The organism is Aliiruegeria haliotis, from assembly GCF_003003255.1.
Lineage (GTDB): Bacteria > Pseudomonadota > Alphaproteobacteria > Rhodobacterales > Rhodobacteraceae > Tropicimonas > Tropicimonas haliotis.
In genome coordinates this window covers 62,884-81,797 of the sequence record NZ_PVTD01000007.1, presented here as the reverse complement: position 1 = coordinate 81,797, position 18,914 = coordinate 62,884, and the positions used below count along the sequence as shown (strand labels likewise).

Sequence of the window (18,914 nt, the reverse complement as noted above, 5' to 3'; positions counted from 1 at the left end):
AGTGGAACGAAATGGGTCGTTGCGCGTTGGGAAAGCGAGCTTGCCCATGTGGTGCACTGCAGACGAAACCGGAGATCGCGTATGACCGCCAGGAAACCCCGTCCGACTGACCTGAAAGCGCACCGCACGTCAGCGGTCAATCGTGCAGGCAAGTGGGCGAAGGGCGCCAGCCTGCTTGTTGCCCTTGCCACACCCCTGTCTGCGCATGCCGATGTGGTGGCCGAGGTGGGTGTGGATTGGGTGGGCAACGACGTCATCGTGGAAGTCGTTCAGGATCCTGATCTGCCTCAAGTCGCCTGCTACGTCTCGTACTTCGACCGGGGGATGATTGATCGTCTCCAGAAGGGAAACTGGTTCGAAGACCCGAGCTACAGCGCCATCGATTGCGTTGCGACCGGTCCCATCGCGTCAGAGGACATCGCCAACCTTCCCCGGAAGGAAAAGATTTTCTCCGAACGCCAGTCGCTCATTCTCAAGTCGCTCAAGGTGACGCGAATTGCCGATCCGGCTCGAAACGCGCTGGTCTATCTCAGTCATGGCGCGCAAGTCACGGACGGATCGGGCAAAATGGCCTTGTCTGCTGTTGTGCCGCTCCAGTCGCAATAGCGGCTCCTGATGGCGTTCCGGTCGCCATTGTGGGTGCGACCGGATCGCCATCCAGGGTGGCTCAGCCTTGCTGGCGGCAACTTCCAGCACTGAAGCGAGGGCCTCTGGAGGCGCTCTTCTTCAAGCCGATTGCCGATGCAGTGGCGCCGTCGAGGCGAAGAACATCGCCTGTCCCACGGCGGAGATGACCTGCTGTTGGTTGAACGGCTTGGCAATCAGGAAAGCGGGTTCCGGGCGCTCTCCGGTCAACAGGCGTTCGGGGTACGCGGTGATGAAGATCACTGGCACCTGGGGGGACGCTTCCAAAAGCTCGTTGACTGCGTCGATACCGCTGGAGTCATCTGCCAGCCGAATGTCGGCGAGGATAAGGTCGGGCTCGCTGGCCTTGCCGAGCGCCACGGCTTCATCCTTCGTCCGGGCAATGCCGGTGACAGTGTGGCCGAGGCTTTCGACGATGGACTGAAGGTCCATTGCAATCAATACCTCGTCCTCAATGATCATCACCCGACCCGCAACGGCACCGAGCATTTCGTTTTGTGCGGTTTCGATCAAATGGCGGGCTTCATCTAAGGTCAGTTCCATGATGGCCGCGACATCCTGGACCGAGAAGTCTTCGACCGTGTGGAGCAGCAGCGCCTCCCGCGTGTTCTCAGTGAGCTTCGCGATCTTGTCCTGCGCGCGTGCCCGCAGCGGGTCGCTCTCCTGCGTGTCGTCTGCCATCGGGCGGCCAAGGCTGACCCAGATGCGGTGAAAGACGTAGTACAGTGCGGCCCTTTGGGACAAAGATCCGACAGGAAGCGCTTCGGGCTCCGCCAGGATCGCCTCGAGTGTCATGGCCGCCAGTCTGTCCCCGCTGACCTGCTGCCCGGTCAGGGCACGGGCATAGCGACGAAGGAAGGGCAGGTGGGGGGCGATGAGCCCGCGCATGGTGCGTGGCGCTTCGGCAGCGGAGGTATCCTGCGGCGTCATTTTGTTTCCCAAAAAAGATTGCTGTTTCGGGGAACTAACGCGCAACTTGTGCGTTGGTTCCGTGCAAAGGTCAGAGAAATATTGGCCGCGCCGGCATCCAATGCCGGTTCTTGTTTGTTTTCCGGTTGTTGCACAGGCCGGAGCAGGTGGTTCACCGATGTTGGTGGAAAGGAAGACCGGGCGAGGCATGACGTGAGACAGGGCAGGATCAGCAATCTGGCCAGAGCGCAATTGGAAGCGAGCTTGCGGTCAGCATTCGAGGACGACACGTGTGAAGACATGTCCGATGAGTTCCTCGGATTGCTGGGCAAGCTTGGGAATGTCGCGCTTCCGCCCACCGGCCATGCCGGGAACGCCAGCGGCGATGATCCGGAAGGCGATCCGGGTGCTGGTGCACAATGACGGACACCGAGACAACCGGGCAGGTGGAGAACCGGTGGGGCTTGTCGAGGAGGCTGGGCTTCCTTCTGACGCTGGCGTTGCTCCCCTTGGGCCTGATCGCAATGCTCCAGTCGATGCAGATCGAGGAAGATCTGCGCCTGAGGACCGAAGAAGCCTTGCAAGCGGAGACGGTGCAAATCGCGCAGGCTGAGCGTGCGCTGGTCGACACGGCAATTGGCGCCTCGCAGGCCCTCGCGCTTTCTGCCGCTTCATTCGGACTATCGTCGCCGGCCTGCTCGGAACACCTCAGGGCGTTCGTTTCGCGATCGGATGGTGCCTATGTGTTCGCCGGAGCCGTGGACACCGAAGGCAACATGACCTGCTCCTCAACCGGGCAGACCGGCGAGTTCTCTCAAACGGAGAGCTTTCAACGTGCGCTTGCAGATCCGCGCATCCGGGTCGACGTGAGCGCGAACGGTCCCATGTCGAAACAGGCCGTTGTCATCGTTACCGCTCCGATCCGGCGCGCGAATGATGAGCTTCTGGGCTTCATGACCGTCTCACTTCCGAGGGAAACCGTGCTGGAGATGGCCAATTCGCCGGTCAGCGATGCGAGTGCGTGGTTCTTCACCGCCAATGCGAACGGCGAGTTGGTGACCGCGTCCTTCGAGCTGGAGGACGCCGCTTCCGTGCTTCCGAAGGATCAACAGGTACTCACCGTTGACGGAGAGCAGGCGCAGAACTTCGACGCCGAGAGCGGCGCGGGGACCATGACGCATTACTCGGTGGTTCCGGTTGTTGCAGGGTCGTTCTTTGCCGTTGGGGCCTGGTCGACCGAGCCCAAAGGGTTCGATCCGCGCTTCTTTCTATCCACGCCCGCAGCCTTTGCCCTCGCCATGTGGCTGGCCAGCCTCATCCTCATCACCCTGACCGTCGAGCGGCAGGTCGTGGCGAGCGTGCGTGGTCTTGCCAACAAGATGCGCCGTTTCGCAGCGGTACGTGAGCTGCCTGCTCCGCCGGAGCAGAAGGTCGCGCAGGAACTGGCCTATATCGAGACGACGTTTGCGGAAATGGCCGAGAAGCTGATCCGTGACGAGGCTGATCTGCTGAATGCAATGGTTGAGCAAAAGGTGCTGCTGAAAGAGGTTCATCACCGCGTATCCAACAACCTTCAGATGATCTCGTCGCTGATCAACATGCAGTCCCGGGGCATCGAGGAAGCGGAATCGATGGCCGTTCTGGATGGCATCCAGCGGCGGGTCGCGGGCATGGCCGTTGTGCACAAGGTGCTCTACCGAACTGATGCCATTGGAAAGCTCCGTGCCGATGATCTGCTGGAGCGGGTGTTCCGCATGTTGGCGGATGTCGTGCCGAAACGGGCGGACAGGATCGACATTCCGATCGAACGGGACGTGGCCTCGGTGCCGTTGACGCCGGATCAGGCTCTGCCGTTGGCCTTTTTCACGATCGAAGGCTTGGCGAATGCCGTGTCCTATGCCGATTCCGACGGGGGCGCGGCCCCTTGGGTTCGCTATCAATTACGCGAAACCGATGCCGAAGGTGGTGTCGAGGTTCGTATCGAAAACAGCGTTTCGGCAGCACAGGCGCGACAGTTGCAGGTCCAGAGCCCTTCAACCTCACTGGGTCAGCGTCTTATCCAGACGTTCGCGTTGCAACTTGGCGGCCGGGTTGTTGTGTCGGTCGATGACGGTATCTATTGCGTCTCGATGACCTTCGTGGCGCTGCCAGTCGTTGACCCGGAGAGCGATCAGGCGGACTGAGGCGGATGAAGCCCTTGGCCGGTTCGCCGTGCAAACGGGTCAGATCAGTGGGCGTCGCGGGATCGTCTCCTGCATGTCGGCCGTCATGCCCGCCCGGTTCGCGAGTGCGCGCTCATCATGCACAGTCAGGACCTTGTCGCGCCAACTGATCATCCCGTCGGTTTGCAAAAGCCGCAGGATACGGTTGGTATGCACCAGAGACAGGCCAAGCGCGTCGGCCATGTCCTGCTGAGTGTAAGGCAGGGGGATCCGTCCAGGCCCGAGGTCCGCGCCCACAGCGGAAATGCGGGTGTAGAGCCTGTGCAGGGCCCAGGCCAATCGCGTGGCAGCCGGTTGCTGCCCGATAGACACCAGCGCTTCGGCCACGAGGTTTTCCTCGACAGCAGACAACCAGGTCACGTCGAATGCGCGGCCGGGGTTGTTTCGCATGAAGGGCAGAAGGGAGGAGCGCTTGAAGCGGCAGAGGTGCATCCGCGTCGTCGTTTCCACCGAGTGCTTCATCTCGGACATCAGGCCGGACTGCAAACCGATGAAATCTCCCGGAAGAACGAAGTTGATCACCTGCCTCTTGCCATCGGGTGTCGTTTTGTACCGCAAGCCCATGCCCGAAAGCACGGTGTAGAAGTCCTCGCTGACCATGCCTTCATGCATCAGGATGGTGCCGGGGTCGACCCGGCGCTCTCCGTCCTTGAAGCGACGGGTCGCCTCTTCATCGTTTTCGTCAAGCGCCTCGAAGAGCGCGAACTTCCGAAGAGGGCAGGCGGCGCAATCAGTTTCTGCTTTCATGATCCCTCTACATCAAATGTTAAAGACCGGGGTCCCGCTAGCGGTCTAAAGGTGATCGTCCAACTGATCGTGTGAGAGCAATGCACCAGATCCTCATAGTTGAGTCCACCCCACTCATCGCGGAGGACATCGCCGAAATCGTCTCGGACCGGTGGAAAAACTGCGCCCCCGTCGTTGCGGCGACCTATTCAGACGCTGTGGCGTCCATGCGTTCGCCACCGCCGCCCCGGTTGGTCGTTGCTGGCCATCTGGGAACCCGGTCCTGCTATAGAGCCTTGACCGAAGAACTGGGAGACACGGGCGCGCAGTGGGTTGTCATCGAAGGGGTCACGGAGGAACCGGACCCAAAGGCCGTGTCGAAACAGCAGGCTGTCGTGCGCCTTCCGATCCCGTTCACCACGTCCTCGCTGATAGAAGCCATCGAGAAAAGCGGTGGTCTCGATTGACGGCACTATGGGTTCGCCGCCTGTGCGATGAGGGTTTCCCCACATCGCAGACATCGCCTCGGGGGGGCGAGGGCGGGCAGAGTGCCGATCATTCCGCCCGCGCCACGCGGTGTCGAGCGGCGCTGTCTGTCGCAATCTCTTCCTTCACCTGTCCCCAGGCCAGCATGGTAAACACAGCCGTCCCGCCAACAACATTTCCGAGGAATACCGGCACGAAGAACCCTGTCAGGACCTCCGGAAGCGAAGCGGCGCCGTCGATCAGCAGGTAGGCCGCCTCGACCGAGCCTGCGACGATGTGTGTGAAATCGCCGGCAGCAATCAGCCATGTGATTGCGAGGATGACAAGGAACTCCGATGTTCGGCCCTGCGCGAGGATCCAGACCAGGGTTGCGATCAGGAGGCCCGCAGGGATGCCGCGAAGGAAGCTGTCCCACGCTCCAATGCCGATCGCATGTTCGGAAAGCGCCCGGATCGCCGGTGACAGATTGCTGGGAACAGCTTCGGTGTGGAACATGGCGGCGGCCATGAACGCCCCGATGACATTCGCTCCAAGCACCACGGACCAAAGCCGGGCGACCATTGCCGCCTTCTTCACCGATGGGCCGGCTATGAACGGCATCACAGTCGTGATGGTGTTCTCGGTAAAAAGTTGCATCCGGCCAAGGATCACCAGCAGAAAGCCGAGCGAATAGCCGAGGTTCTCGACCAGCGGTCGCCACGGCGCCTCTGGAAGGTAGGTACGAAAGATCGCTTCGCCGAGGACCGACGCGCTGATCAGGATCCCTGCGGCAATGCCGGAAAAGAACAACGCCTGAAAGGGTCGCTTCAGTTCAGCGAGACCTTCGCGCCGCACGGCCTCGTAGATCAGGGGCGGGGCAAGAGGTTCGGCCTGCTCAAGCTTCTCCTCTTCGACAGGGCCCGTTGGGGTGATTTTGGTGTCGGTCATTTGCGTCCTCGTTCTCTGGTCCGGGTCGCCCGCCCTACGTTGGCTTGGCGTGTTACAATGCACTCCGCCTCGTGCCGTTGGCGTGGTCGATACTCTTCAGTCGCTGCAGGACGGCTGCCGAGTCGATAGCGCGCATGGTGCGGGCGACGCGGGCGGCGCGTGAAGGTCCGGCACTTCGGAGAACGCCGGGAAATTGCTCCAAGTCGGGCGTGTGGTGCCGGTTGCTTCGCGCCTTTCATTTCGTTTAACCCTTTGGCTTTCAAACGAATTGTAAGGGCTGGTCTCTGCGGATTCTTCTGTGGGTTGGCCCTGATGGAAACAACCGGGGAAACCGCGCTGGGCGCAGTCCGCCAGATAGGAGCCGTCCACACGCATGCGAGGGCCCGCCGAGCGCGCCTCTTCGAGGTCGGTCCGATGATAGCCACCAAAGCCGGCGTATGCCCCGGGCTATGCGTGGAAAAAGCTACCGCGCCAATTTGGGCTGTCGGTTCTGCGCCTAGGATGTCCATTCGGTTTCCTTTGCCGGCCTCGTTGATGGAACAACTCCTGCCGCTTCAAGTTGTTCCCTCAGGGATGCGGCCTACTGCTGCTCCATCTGCTTTGGGAAACTCGACGTGATCAACGCTGGCGAGATTTTTGGTTCTACCTGTCGCGTGTTCGGTGTTCCGCGGCACGCATCCTGTCGTTCGTTGTGGGTGCGTTCACCATGTAGAACCCCACGGCCACCCTTGGCGGTGCGCCGATCCTCACGCCGGATCCCGGGAAGCCACCACACGCCCGCGCCACCGACAACCGATTTCCAACAACAAGGAGACACCCGATGTCGTTGAAACGCATGATCACGAAACTTGCCCTCGCCTTTGCTGCCAAGAAAGGGATGGAACTTTTCCGTTCAGCCGGCGGGATCGAGGGGCTGAAACGCTCCATGACCGCGAACGCGGTGCCGGCGGGTGGTGGCCGCGGTGGCATGGTTGGCCGCATTGGCGGGGCAACGGATGCCAGCACCGATGGGCTTGGGAACCTGCTTGGCTCGCTTGGTCTTGCAGAAGCAACTGGCGCTCGTGAAGCCGGCGTGACCGGACAGCTTGGGTCGCAGAGCATCGGAGGATTGTTTTCAACCCTTGCGTCCGCTCTGGGCGGACAGGCTGGGCAGGCGCCATCTGCGTCTGGCCCCAACCTTCAGGATGAACTCGACTTCAATGATATCGAGGACACGTCGACGGCCGGACCGATGATCCGGGCGATGGTCCAGATGGCGCGGGCCGATGGAAAGATTGATGAAGCCGAGCAATCCGCGCTGATGTCGTTTTTCGATGACGCGACACAGGAAGAGCGCCGGTTGTTGCAAGATGCGTTGACAGAACCTGTTGACGCTGGAGCGATCGCGGCCGACACGCCAAGCGATGCGCGCAAGGAGGTTTATGCCGCGGCATTGCTCGTGGGCGATCCCGAGAACGGGCACGAGCGGACGTTCCTGCAAAACCTGGCCGAGGCCCTTGAGCTCGAGACTGCACAGACCGGTGTGTTGCATCAGGCGATGGGAAAGCGGGTGATCCCGGCGTGACAATCTGACCGGCGGTGGAACCTTGCTGCCGGATCGCGCTTTGACCTGATGAAACACGCACACGGAGAAATGTGATGAAATCTGGTTTGGTTGCTGCCGCCGTCATTGCCGTCGTTGCCATAGGTTTCGGCCTCTACCTCGCGGAGCTATGACGTAAAACGGGCGAGGAGATTGCCAGGTCTTGCCGTGAAGGCGGAGGGCGATGTCCTTCGGGACGTCGCCGCCAAGGTTCCCGCGCGTCGGGAGCAGCTGTACAACATCTCCACTCGTCGCATCTTGGTGCGCGCGTTCACTTTCAGTGTTTGGCGAGAGTATTCGTCGTTTGTCGTCAACATCTTGTAGACGCACCCACTACTGAGTTTGCAATAAAAACGAAGTCGACGCTCTAGACGTGGTTGGGGGGGGGCGAGGGGCACCGGATGATCAAGCTGCCATTGTGATAGCGGCGTCGTTTTCTCATATGCCGCTGTGGTTGCCGGAGCCGTTCCTCGCCACAGAGCCGCTTCGCTTGGACGTGGTTCCCGCACCAGCGCTCAGCTCGCAGCAGGTCGGCCACCTTGCAATATCCGTAGTGACCGCAGCACTTTGCCCCTTGGATCATGGCAAGCCACAGTTCAAAATGGATCCTCGTGACCGCCGGGTACAGCGTCGAGTTGGGTGCCAATCCGATCAGCCTTCAGGTTTGGCGTTCCTACATTGCGAACCACTGGCGCGTTTGAATCGCGATCTCACGAAGCTGGCCCGCCGTTTCCCTTTAGGTGATTGCCTTGCAATCACCCGCCGGTCAGCGGAACCCTCGGATTATGGTAGTTCTGGCTTTTCTTCTTGATCAGCTTTGTCCCTTTTTCATTTGGTCACGATCTTCGCCAGCCTTGCGTCCTCGTTTTCAAGGTTGCGCAACTCGGGCAACTGGGAATTGCCCATCCAACAAAACCGTTGATACATTCGCTGTCGCCAATTGCTGTTTGAGCCGGTGGCGCAAACCATCGGCAACTCGCTCGGACCTGTGCTGCGGGTATGGCTCATTGTCGCAAGTCGCTTGGCTGACACCGACCAAACGTCGTCACCGCCCGTCAGTTTTAGCCCAATCTTAAGCGGAAGCTTCAGAACATCCTCGCCCGAATACCGTTTCCGAGCCATCTTCCGCCCCCCTTTTTATGGACCAACCACTGGCCCGTTTTTTTGGGGGGGCGCCGCAATCTCTCCGCTAGGCGCTGACACCGGAAAGTCTCGACTGGTAGACCTCCCACACGGCCGCGTCGATAGCATCCCTCAGCGCAATATCGGTCATTTCGCGCATCGCTGCGTTGGCTCGACCAATGATCGCCAGACACTCTCTCGGATTGCTTTCGCACCAGTCGATGCGCGCCTCGACGTCGGAGCCATCCTCTGCAATGGGAACGTAGTGCTCCCAGGCCGTCAGGGCCTCATCCAGAATGCACTCCCATTTGCGAGGCGTGCAGAACACTACCGAGTTGGAGCCGAGAGACCAATACAGGCTTGTCGGGAAATCATTGCCTTCCAGTGCAATGATATAGCGGTATTGGAGTTGCGCCTCGCGCGGCATCGGTGTGCCGAAGAATGATTGAAATTCGGGTGCGATCGACTCGAAGAAACCATCCCTGCTTTCGGGGGCAATGAACTTGGCGTCGACCCTCGGCTTGTCCGCGCAACCCGAAAGGAAGCGGAATCGTCTGAACTTGGAGACCGTTGTCAAATCCGCCTTGCCGCCAGAAAGTATTGAATTGTTTGCCACGTTGAGCACCCAAGGCAGAAACCGGCGCCCGCCATTCTCTGTGGTGATCAGACCCGAAGGATTTCCTCGCCAGATCGCCTTCGGGAACTTTTCTAAAAAGGAAACGGGATCGAAGCCCGGTATGGGAAGGTGTTCTCCACGTGGCTCCATATAGCCGGGGAGTGGCACCAGTACGGAAAGCCCATCCGATCCCACACGCCGGGAATGCTGGACCACCGGGGTGTCACGCCAAGACGGACCGAGTCTCTTGGGATCAAACACTGCTCCATCGGACAGGTTGGCTAGAAGCGGCACGGTCACACCTGCAGCACGTGCGGCGTTGGCAGTTTGGGCGGCCCGCCACGCAGCTCCCTTTCCGTCCCGTCCGCGAACGAACCTGTCTCTGCGAACATTGATGCGTCTTTGGCCATGATTGAGGGGAAGAACCTTCATGTCCGCCAAATCGAACGCAAAAACGTTCTCCTTCAGTGTCGCTTCAGTGGTTGCGACTTCAGCGGGCATGACAAGCTTTTTTGCATCATGGGATGCGCCGAAACGGAACCTTACTGCGCGTTCCACCCGCTCTGCATCAGTTGAACCTGAGCTTGATGTAAGAGACCCGGCAGGAATGGTGCGTGTCGGCTTGCGGTTGTCGGCTCGTGTCGCCGCCAAGGCTCGATTGACCTCATCGATATCAAGCTCGGATGAACCAAGACCGCCACCAGGGCTCTCAGCTTCATATCCGAAAATCGCGAAGTCCTTTTCGAAGACCGCCTTCATTATGTCGATCTCTTCCGGACCGTAGTAGTCGGATACTGGATGTGCCCGTTTGGGGCCGCGATCCCCACTTTCGTTGAAGCGTGGCACTTCGTCCTTCTGGAGAGGATGGCGTGCCTTGACGCGCGTCAGGACTTTCTCGACGCCTTCTCCCAGAGCCTCGACTTTGATGACGGTGTCATAGCGCCCTCCTGCCCGCGAAACATTTGAGGCCAGACCCGCCATCCTGTCCCAATGGAAATCGGGTGGCATCGGATCATGATACAGCACGTTGTCGCGCACAAAGCGAAGATACTTTCGGAAACTCGCGATCTGGTCGAAGTCGAAGCCGTTCTCAGGGCTGCCGACATCGATGCGATAGGCCTCAAGCATCGGCGAAAGTTGTTGTTGCCGGTACCGGCGACCCCAACGCTGAATGGAGCAGATCTTGTCGAAAAAGCTGCTCAGGATTCTCGGGTACGGGTTGCGCACGCATGTGAAAACGAAGACGCTCTGGCGCTTCAGGGCATCCTGGATTTGAGCACTGCCTTCGGGGGTGTCTCCCTTGATCAGACCTTCTTTCTGCTCGTGAATATCTCTGGGAGCGAACTCTCCTTGTTCCAGATAATACAATACCTGGCCAAGCGTGGAGGACGCGCATTTGGGAATGTGCCGATAGATCGCCGTCCCGGATGGGGTCATCCATACTCCCCTGAGTGGCGAATTCGATGAAGATGGTGACATGCTCGAGGCTCCTTAGCCACCTGCGTTAGCCCTTTCCACCCCTTTATTCCACCCGTTTTTTTCCTTGCCCTTGCCGCGTCAACTCGCGCCCCGGATCTCCGGACAAGGCGACCGATTCCGTTGCCGAAAGAGCGTCAAGCGCTCACGCCTCGGTCGCCTGATTGGCTGCTTCGCTCATCGATAGTTTGAAGCCCTGTTCGCGCAGGGTCTTTTGTTGGTCGTGAGAGGAATATGGTAGCACTTCCAGCACGGAGTCCGTCCGGCGTGGGGCGCTCTGGGAACAGCATCGGGTTTGCGGCATTCCATGGAGCAAAAAGGCTGTCCGGGCCACCTGGGGCGAAATGATCGTGCAGAAGTCGGACTGCTCATTTGGGGTTTGATGAAGCGGTCCATTTGTTGGGCTGCAAGGACAACCGCTCAGTGCGTTGGACGTCAAACGCGCGATCTCACAGACAACCGTCGTCGGGGAAGAGCCCTCAGGTTTCTTACCCCACAAGGATTAGGATACGGCGAGCGTAGCCGAGCCAAACAGGCTTGAGGGGGCTACGGTCCTGCTGGTAGGCCCTGCGTCTGGCGTTCGGCCCTCCAAGTGCCGCGCGTCATCCCGGTGACGAAGTGTGCGGGGGGTTGTCAGTGCTCCCAAGTGTTCTATATTTGTTCTCATGCGACGAACCCTCCAAGACAAACTGGCCATTCTGTCGGATGCGGCCAAGTACGATGCATCCTGCGCATCCTCCGGCACGACCCGGCGCGACAGCCGCTCAGGCGGCATAGGCAGCGCGGGCGGTTCCGGGATTTGCCATGCCTACACACCGGATGGGCGCTGCATCAGCCTTCTGAAGATCCTGATGACAAATTTTTGCATCTTCGATTGCGCATATTGCGTCAATCGGGTGTCGTCGGGCGTGGAGCGGGCGCGGTTTACGCCTGCCGAGGTGGTCTCGCTGACGCTGGAGTTCTACCGGCGCAATTATATCGAGGGCCTGTTCCTGTCGTCGGGCATTATCCGCAGCCCGGACGACACGATGGCCGACATGGTCCGTATCGCCCGCATGTTGCGGCGGGACCACGGGTTCAAGGGCTACATTCACCTCAAGTCCATCCCGGAAGCGAGCCCCGAGCTTATCGAGGAGGCCGGGCTTTTTGCGGATCGGCTGTCGATCAACATCGAACTGCCCAAGGATGCCAGTACCCGCGCATTGGCGCCGCAAAAGAAGCCAGAAACCATCCGCGCGGCGATGGCGAACGTGCGTCTGGCAAGGGATGCGAGCCGCGAGCGAACGCACACTGGCAAACGACCTGCGCGCTTTGCGCCTGCGGGGCAGTCGACTCAGATGATCGTCGGTGCCGATCAGGCCAATGACCGGGATATCCTGTCCACCTCCGTCCGCCTCTACGCCGGCTACGATCTGAAGCGTGTCTACTATTCGGCCTTTTCGCCGATCCCCGAGGCGTCGGCGGCGCTGCCCCTGATCCGCCCGCCGCTGATGCGGGAGCATCGGCTGTACCAGGCGGACTGGCTTTTGCGGTTCTATGGCTTCGATGTGAATGAAATCACCGCCCCCACGCTGGACGGCAACCTCGATCTGAAGGTGGACCCGAAGCTGGCCTGGGCGTTGGCAAATCGAGGCGTCTTTCCCGTCGATGTCAATCTGGCCGATCGGGACACTCTGCTGCGGGTTCCGGGATTCGGGACCCGAACGGTCAGCCGTATTCTGAATGCCAGGCGTTCCGGACTCGTCCGCTACGGAGACCTTCTGAAAATCGGCGCGCTGATGAGCAAGGCAAAGCCCTTTGTGTTGACGCCGGATTGGTCTCCTCGCGCGATGACCGACGCGGACGATCTGAAAGCGCGCTTAGAGCCGCCACCCGAGCAACTCAGCCTGTTCTGATGTACCGCATCGATCTTCCCGAACTTGGTTTCGCCGAGCGGTGGCGTGACGCGACGCGGCTGCTTCTGAGCCATGACATTGCGCCCGACGCCATCATCTGGCGGTTTGGCGGCGGCGGCGACCTCTTCGCTTGCGATCCGCTGCCGGGAGAAGTGGGACCGCGCCGGGCGACGGTTTCACGTCCCCTGAACGATCTGGCGGGTAGCGTGCTGTGCCATCAGGAGGCCGAGGTGCCCGCCTTGCTCTACTCTGCGTTCCACCGGCATCAGAGCGACCGTAGGGCAATTGCCAACCCCGCCGACCCGCTCACGCGTCGGCTGGAGCGTCTGGCGAAGGCCGTTCGGCGCGACATCCACAAGATGCACGCCTTTGTCCGGTTTCGCGAACTACCAACAGAGACCAGCCGGCGACGTTTTGGTGCGTGGTTCGAGCCGGAACACCGTATCGTCGAGGCCGCCACTCCGTTTTTTGCCAAGCGTTTTGCGGACATGGACTGGACCATCGCAACACCGGCTGGCGTCGCCCGGTTCGAGAATGGTGCACTTTCTTTTCACCCCGCAGCGCAACGGCCCGATGTCCCCGAAGACGCCTGCGAGAGCCTTTGGGCAACCTATTTCCAGAACATCTTCAATCCCGCACGCCTTCATTTGAAGGCGATGCAGTCGGAGATGCCGAAGAAATACTGGAAGAACATGCCCGAAACCCAACTGATCCCCGAAATGCTCGCGCAGGCCGACCGGCGCGTGGCCGCGATGCGCGCAGCACAGCCTGCGTCCCCACCGAGCCGCGCTTCCGGTATCCTGAAACGGCTCGCCGAAGGCGCGCCCGGATCGGTCGATAGCCTGGAGGCCGCAGCCGATGCTGCGCGTGTGTGTCGGCGGTGTGGTCTATGCGAAGCGGCCACACAGACGGTCTGGGGGCGAGGCGATCCGTCGGCGCCGTTGATGATCGTAGGAGAGCAGCCAGGAGATGCTGAGGACCTTTCCGGGCAACCCTTCGTCGGCCCGGCTGGCAAGGTGTTGACCGAGGCGATGGGCGAGGTCGGCACAGGACCGGTTTGGCTCACGAACGCGGTGAAGCACTTCAAATTCACGCCGCGCGGGAAGCGGCGCCTTCATCAGACACCATCGCGGGATGAGGTCCTGCATTGTCGTTGGTGGCTTGATCTGGAACGGAAGTTCGTCAAACCGCGGCTGACCGTCGCTCTGGGAGCGACGGCTGCATTTGCGCTGACAGGCAATGACGCGCCGCTGGCGCCGAGGCGCGGCACTATTGAGCGGACACCGGACGGGGGACAGGTTCTTCTCACCTGGCACCCCAGCTATGTCCTCCGTTTGACTGGCGAGAGCGCTGCGGTCGCGCGGCGATCTCTCAAGGTAGATCTCTCTCTCGCCCGAAGGCTCGTCGCCGAAACCTCCGGTTGACCCGGGTGCCAATGCGCCCTTGGTGGACGTCAATCCGTCGTGCTTTTCTTGTCGTCTCCACCCTCGGACTCGGGCTTGTTGTGGTCCGGATCACCCTTTTCCCCCGGCTCGTTTTTAAGCGGGTGGTGCTGCTCGGATCCTCTAAGGCCTTCGATGACATGGTGGCGCGTTTGCGTCTTGGACATGGGTTTCTCCTGTATTGATTGGTCCGCTCCACGGTGCGCGATGGCAAGCACAGCGTCGTGGGCACTGAGTGACTTGGCAACGCACGAGGGCGGCTTTGGTTCCGTGTCGGTTCGCAACCGTCGCTTGGGGAACAAAAGGTTCGTCTGGCTGTTGGATGATCACGAGTTCGGAAATGACGCAACAGTACGAAGAGGAAGTCACCATGTCCGACAAGACACTCCACGATGTTTACCACGAAGGCCTGCAAGATGCGTATTCTGCCTGCAAGCAGGCGCTCGACGTTACCGTTGAAATGGGCCGCGCAGCGGGGGACACGGCGCTGTCCGAAGCCCTGGTCGACGCGTCAAATGGCATTTCGAGTGGAATGGACGCTCTGACTTCGCTCTGTGCCAGCCACGACATCGATCCCGATGCACATCACTGCAAAGGGATGGAAGGTCTGGTAGCGGAGGCACGCGCTCACGCCGTTGATGCCGAGATGACCTCAGGTGACGTGCGCGACGCTGTCATCATTTCGCAATATCAGCGCCTCGCACACTACGCGATCGCCGCCTATGGCACTCTGCGGGCCTTTGCCAACCAGCTTGATCTGGATGGTGATGCGGCAACGCTCTCCGAGATGCTCGATGCCGGCTACGACGGCGACCGCCGGATGACAGCGATCGCGACCGGTGGTGGCGTCAACCAGAGCGCGGAATAACTCGCGGCCTCAGAAATTCGGGAACGAAATGCTGGCAGCGGCGTTGATGACATGTCGAACACCGGCACAACAGACCAAACCGAAACACGAAAGGAGCAGGATATGAACTGGGATCAGATCCAAGGTGAGTGGAAGCAACTCAAAGGCAAGGTCCAGGAGAAGTGGGGCGAGCTGACGGACGACGAAGTCGACAAGATCGACGGTGATCGTGAGCAGCTTGAAGGCCACATCCAGCAGAAATACGGAAAGACCAAGCAGGAAGCGAAAGAAGAGGTCGACAGCTGGCTGAACAGCTGATGACCTGCGCAAGCGACGAGACGTCGCCAAGGCGCCGGATGCCGCATGCATCCGGCGCCCTTTTTCGCTGCAAGCCTGACAGGAAAGCAACCTGACGCCTCGCCGGGCGAACCCGGGCCGGTTGCGGGGATTTTTCATTTCCCTCCCCAGGCAGATTGGTGGTTTGGTGAGTTTGACCGGACACGGTTCTATAGGAATTCAGGATGGAACACTTTCCGAAATCGCTGGTATCGTTTCCGGATTATCCAAAGCCGCAGACACGGGCGACCAACCGGGTGCGCGATGCATTCCTGCGACTGCGCCGGAACCTGCATCTGGACAATGGCGAAGATGAAAGCGATCTCGTCCCCGATGACCTCCAATCCGTAACGTCCCCGATCTTTGGACAGGAGACATTCGACCGGTTGGACGAGCACGTTTTCGGCCTTCTGGATGACAGTTTCGCGGATTGGGTCGAGGAGGAAGACACGCCGCATCGGGTGTGCGCTTGCCTGTCGTTGCCGAGTGCACCGAGCGATCTGTTCCAGCGATGGGCAGAGTCGCGCGGGCATGCCACGCTGGAGGATGGCAAGTTGGATGGCAGGTTGCGGTTTGCGGTGCTGCCTTCGCTCGATCCGCTTTGCGAGCGCAGCCCGAGCGGGTTGGAGCGCCTTCGCCGGTTCTGCGAAAAGGCCGAGACGGACAAGACGCGGCTGCTGCTATGTGGCTCCACGATCCAGTGGAGCTTCATTCATTGGATCTGCGGACTTGACCTCCTTGTTTCGGACGTTCGCATGATCCCGCCGTTGGACGCCGCGGCTCTCGCGTCCTTGCTGGCAATCGAGCACGATGCGCATTGCTTCAAGTCGGTGAAGTCCGGCGCTGCCATCCTGAACACAGAGGATGGGGAGTTTGCCGACGATTACATGATCGACCTGGCTGCGGACGTCTGGGGGTGCCCTTGGGCTGCACTCGAGGTGTTTGAACACTCGGTCACGCGGAATGTGAGCGCCGAGGAGGCCGATGTGACCTGGCTGGATCGGTATGACTGGCCTGCCTTGCCCATGAACCACACGCGTGATGCCAGGTTCCTGCTGCACGCGGTGTTGATCCACGGCGGGCTCGCTCCACAGGACATCGCGAACGTGCTGCCCTTGACCTTGCCCTACGGCCTTCTTCGCGCCCTGAAGCGGCGCGGGTTCCTGTGCATGGACGACACGGGCCACCTGAGGATCGTTCCGCACATGGCGTCGCATGTTCACAGGGTTCTGCGCGAGGCCGGTTTTCCGGTCGGGGAGGTATAGGCGATGGAAGATCGTGCCGACCAGATCAGGTCGCTATTCGAGGACTTCGGGACCTGGAACATCCTGCAGGCCGTAACAATCGCTGTCCTGTTCATCTTGCTCTACAAGTTGGTGAAAATCGCGCTTCCGCGACTGGCCGAGTTGCTGCCCACCAACCTGCGGATCATGGTGCTGAACGCAGTGCCCCTTGCACGCATTGTTCTGATGCTGGCAGCCCTTTTGCTGATCATTCCGCTGCTTTTCGATGTGACCGTGGAAAACCTGGTGTTGATCCTCGGTACGATTGGCGTGGCTCTGGGCTTCGCGCTGAAGGACTTCGCGACCAGCGCATTCGCGGGTCTGGTTGCGGTCTACGAAAAGCCGTATCGGTCCGGAGATTGGGTCCGGATCGGTGACGACTATGGCGAGGTGATCGAGATTGGCCTGCGGGCGGTCGAACTCCGCACGGCAGATGATGACGTGGTCACCATCCCGCATTCGCGTATCTGGTCCGAGAACATCATCAACAGCAACAACGGTGAAAACACGTTGATGTGCGTGGCCGAGTTCCTGATCGACCCGGGGCGCCGTGCCGATGGCATTTCCGATCTGTTGAAAGATGTGGCCCTCACCAGCCCGTTTCTGGATTGGGAACGACCGATTGTCGTGGTGATGCGAAACGAGTCCTGCGGAACGCGGGTGCTGCTGCGGGCATATCCGTTCGAGATCCGCGATCAATTTGCGTTCATCTCGGATCTTACCGCGCGTGGACGGGACGCATTGGTCGGGGCCGGCATTCGGATCGTCCGTATGCCGGAACTGGCAGGGGAGTAACGTATGCGCCTGGCAATTGTTGGGTTCGGCCCGCGCGGCCTGGGTGCTCTGGAGGCACTTCTGCGCCACGGACACGGGCCGATCTCCGTGGATGTTTTCGAGCCTGATCCGCACCCGGGCGCCGGCCCGAATTTCAGCCCCGAAGAGGATCCGCGTTGTCTGCTGAACCTTCCGTTGCGGGATGTGAAGCTCCCGGATCCGCCGAACGTTTCCTTTCCGCAGTTTCAGGAATGGGTGCAGGAGCACGACCAGAACCGTTTTCTGCCACGGGCACACCTGGGCGCGTATCTCTCGGCTCGGTTCTCTGCTGTCCGCGAAGCTCTGCCTGACACTTTCCGACTGCGTATCCTGCCGCATTTCGTGACGTATGCGGGGAAGGGCGACGATGGGGCCTGGGTGCTCAATGCGGGGGACAAGTCCTTTGGTCCCTATGACGAGGTTCTGCTCAGCCTTGGCCAGCCGGACACGATTCCAGACGAGCAGATCGCGCGCTGGCGGGCGCATGCGGATCGCCATCGCCTGCCTTTCTTGGCCGCGTATCCCACAGAGGCTGTTGTCGCTGCGGCGGAGAACTGGACGGATTCGGTGGTTGGCATCCGTGGTCTCGGGCTGTCGACACTCGACATGATCAGCGTGTTGACGCTCGGGCGCGGCGGTCACATGCATGCGGGGCGCTATATCCCTTCGGGTCGTGAACCCGCCACGATCCTGCCGTTCTCCCTCGATGGAATGGCGCCAGCGCCCAAGCCCGAAACTGCGGAACTGGCAGCGCGTTTTGCGCTGGACGCCTCTGAGAAAGAGACGTTCCGCCGTTTGCTCGCGGAGGCACTGGCGCTGGATCCGGACGCATCCGTGCGACATCTGGCACAGACACTCCTGCAACCGGTCGCCCGCATCTGCGGATCTGATGCATCCGAGTGGATTGACACGGAACTCATCAACCCGGGCACGCAACGCGGTGAAGATCCGGTCGCCGCGCTGCGCCGGGATATCGCGATCGCGGCCGGCGACGAGCCACCTTCGGTTGGCTACACGGTTGGCCAGATCTGGCGCGGCTGGCAGCCCGATCTGCGGCGCGTCTTGCGCAACACACCCGCCCGCGCTGACACGCGTATGGCCATTGTCGGCTTCGACACCGGGCTGAAACGTTATTCCTACGGCCCGCCGGTCGAGGATGCGCGGTTGCTGCTTGCGCTAATCGAGCAAGGGTTGGTTCGCCTGACCGTTGCCAACGATCCCGATATCGAACTGGTGCCGGAAGGCTGGCGGCTTGACGGGCGGCGCACCGCTGGCGTGATGATTGATGCCGTCCTCCCCTCCGCTGCCTTTTCCTCTCTCGACTCGAAGCTGATCCGCGGGCTTGCAGGGCGGGGCGCGGTCCGGGCGCTTGCCGACACAGCTGGGGTCGAAACCGTTTCGGATGGCCAGGTTGTGGCCGCAGACGGGATCACGACGCGGGGAATGTCGATGCTGGGGCGCCTGACAGAGGGCAGCGTCATTGCTGCCGACAGCATACACGACTGCTTCGGCATGGTCGCGGACCAGTGGGCGAAAGGGATGTTCGAACGGGCAGTGAAACCGGTCAGCCGCTGAAGGTCACACGGG

Annotated in this window: 17 protein-coding genes; 11 read left to right on the top strand and 6 right to left on the bottom strand. The window is 60.7% G+C overall.

All coding sequences use genetic code 11. The annotated features are described in order from the left end of the window. Positions 1–81: 81 nt before the first annotated feature. Positions 82–606 carry a CreA family protein gene (locus tag CLV78_RS16180; RefSeq protein WP_106205920.1) on the top strand — a complete coding sequence of 175 codons (525 nt, stop codon included), beginning with the start codon at positions 82–84 and terminating at the stop codon, positions 604–606. Positions 607–726: 120 nt separating this feature from the next. On the opposite strand, the gene CLV78_RS16175 is transcribed toward CLV78_RS16180, so the two are convergent. Beyond that, positions 727–1,575 carry a response regulator gene (locus CLV78_RS16175; RefSeq protein ID WP_106205918.1) on the bottom strand — a complete coding sequence of 283 codons (849 nt, stop codon included), beginning with the start codon at positions 1,573–1,575 and terminating at the stop codon, positions 727–729. A gap of 249 nt (positions 1,576–1,824) precedes the next feature. Further along, on the bottom strand, positions 1,825–1,974 hold the full coding sequence (locus tag CLV78_RS23950) for a hypothetical protein (RefSeq protein WP_158263564.1): 150 nt from the start codon (positions 1,972–1,974) through the stop codon (positions 1,825–1,827). Between CLV78_RS23950 and CLV78_RS16170 the strand changes: the two genes are divergently transcribed. After that, complete coding sequence (locus CLV78_RS16170; RefSeq protein ID WP_106205916.1) at positions 1,974–3,737, top strand: sensor histidine kinase; 1,764 nt, start codon at positions 1,974–1,976, stop codon at positions 3,735–3,737. The two genes, CLV78_RS23950 and CLV78_RS16170, sit on opposite strands and share 1 nt — an antisense overlap. Before the next feature lie 39 nt (positions 3,738–3,776). Here the strand turns inward: CLV78_RS16170 and CLV78_RS16165 are convergent, their stop codons facing one another. Next, positions 3,777–4,523 (bottom strand): Crp/Fnr family transcriptional regulator, encoded by a 747-nt coding sequence (locus CLV78_RS16165; protein ID WP_106205914.1) that lies wholly within the window; start codon positions 4,521–4,523, stop codon positions 3,777–3,779. A gap of 275 nt (positions 4,524–4,798) precedes the next feature. On the opposite strand from CLV78_RS16165, the gene CLV78_RS23945 reads away from it, so the two are divergent. Continuing rightward, the gene (locus CLV78_RS23945) at positions 4,799–4,969 is read left to right on the top strand and encodes a hypothetical protein (protein ID WP_158263563.1); all 171 of its coding nucleotides are present in this window, start codon (positions 4,799–4,801) and stop codon (positions 4,967–4,969) included. 88 nt (positions 4,970–5,057) lie between these two features. Here CLV78_RS23945 and CLV78_RS16155 read toward each other — a convergent pair whose 3' ends face one another. Continuing rightward, positions 5,058–5,915 carry a formate/nitrite transporter family protein gene (locus CLV78_RS16155; protein ID WP_106205910.1) on the bottom strand — a complete coding sequence of 286 codons (858 nt, stop codon included), beginning with the start codon at positions 5,913–5,915 and terminating at the stop codon, positions 5,058–5,060. A gap of 820 nt (positions 5,916–6,735) precedes the next feature. Here CLV78_RS16155 and CLV78_RS16150 point away from each other — a divergent pair. Continuing rightward, complete coding sequence (locus CLV78_RS16150) at positions 6,736–7,479, top strand: tellurite resistance TerB family protein (RefSeq protein WP_106205908.1); 744 nt, start codon at positions 6,736–6,738, stop codon at positions 7,477–7,479. 1,207 nt (positions 7,480–8,686) lie between these two features. Here the strand turns inward: CLV78_RS16150 and CLV78_RS16145 are convergent. Further along, positions 8,687–10,672, bottom strand: a complete 1,986-nt coding sequence (locus CLV78_RS16145) for a glycosyl transferase family 90 (RefSeq protein ID WP_158263561.1) — start codon at positions 10,670–10,672, stop codon at positions 8,687–8,689. 704 nt (positions 10,673–11,376) lie between these two features. Here CLV78_RS16145 and CLV78_RS16140 point away from each other — a divergent pair. Then, the gene (locus CLV78_RS16140) at positions 11,377–12,606 is read left to right on the top strand and encodes a putative DNA modification/repair radical SAM protein (RefSeq protein WP_106205904.1); all 1,230 of its coding nucleotides are present in this window, start codon (positions 11,377–11,379) and stop codon (positions 12,604–12,606) included. Continuing rightward, entirely contained in the window at positions 12,606–14,030 is a 1,425-nt protein-coding gene (locus CLV78_RS16135; RefSeq protein WP_106205902.1) for a UdgX family uracil-DNA binding protein, read from the top strand. Before CLV78_RS16140 ends, CLV78_RS16135 begins: the two co-directional genes overlap by 1 nt. A gap of 29 nt (positions 14,031–14,059) precedes the next feature. Here the strand turns inward: CLV78_RS16135 and CLV78_RS23935 are convergent, their stop codons facing one another. After that, positions 14,060–14,215 carry a hypothetical protein gene (locus tag CLV78_RS23935; protein ID WP_158263560.1) on the bottom strand — a complete coding sequence of 52 codons (156 nt, stop codon included), beginning with the start codon at positions 14,213–14,215 and terminating at the stop codon, positions 14,060–14,062. A 173-nt stretch (positions 14,216–14,388) separates the two neighbouring features. Between CLV78_RS23935 and CLV78_RS16130 the strand changes: the two genes are divergently transcribed. The 5 genes from CLV78_RS16130 to CLV78_RS16110 all read left to right on the top strand — a co-directional run bounded on the left by CLV78_RS16130 (position 14,389) and on the right by CLV78_RS16110 (position 18,902). After that, the gene (locus tag CLV78_RS16130; RefSeq protein WP_245925119.1) at positions 14,389–14,916 is read left to right on the top strand and encodes a DUF892 family protein; all 528 of its coding nucleotides are present in this window, start codon (positions 14,389–14,391) and stop codon (positions 14,914–14,916) included. 102 nt (positions 14,917–15,018) lie between these two features. Then, positions 15,019–15,213, top strand: coding sequence for a CsbD family protein (locus tag CLV78_RS16125; protein ID WP_106206172.1), 195 nt, complete (start codon positions 15,019–15,021; stop codon positions 15,211–15,213). Positions 15,214–15,416: 203 nt separating this feature from the next. Continuing rightward, positions 15,417–16,496, top strand: coding sequence for a hypothetical protein (locus CLV78_RS16120; RefSeq protein WP_106205900.1), 1,080 nt, complete (start codon positions 15,417–15,419; stop codon positions 16,494–16,496). A 3-nt stretch (positions 16,497–16,499) separates the two neighbouring features. Next, the gene (locus CLV78_RS16115) at positions 16,500–17,309 is read left to right on the top strand and encodes a mechanosensitive ion channel family protein (RefSeq protein ID WP_106205898.1); all 810 of its coding nucleotides are present in this window, start codon (positions 16,500–16,502) and stop codon (positions 17,307–17,309) included. Between the two features lie 3 nt (positions 17,310–17,312). Continuing rightward, a complete protein-coding gene (locus tag CLV78_RS16110; protein ID WP_106205896.1) occupies positions 17,313–18,902 on the top strand; it encodes an FAD/NAD(P)-binding protein in 1,590 nt (529 codons plus the stop codon). Positions 18,903–18,914 lie beyond the last annotated feature (12 nt).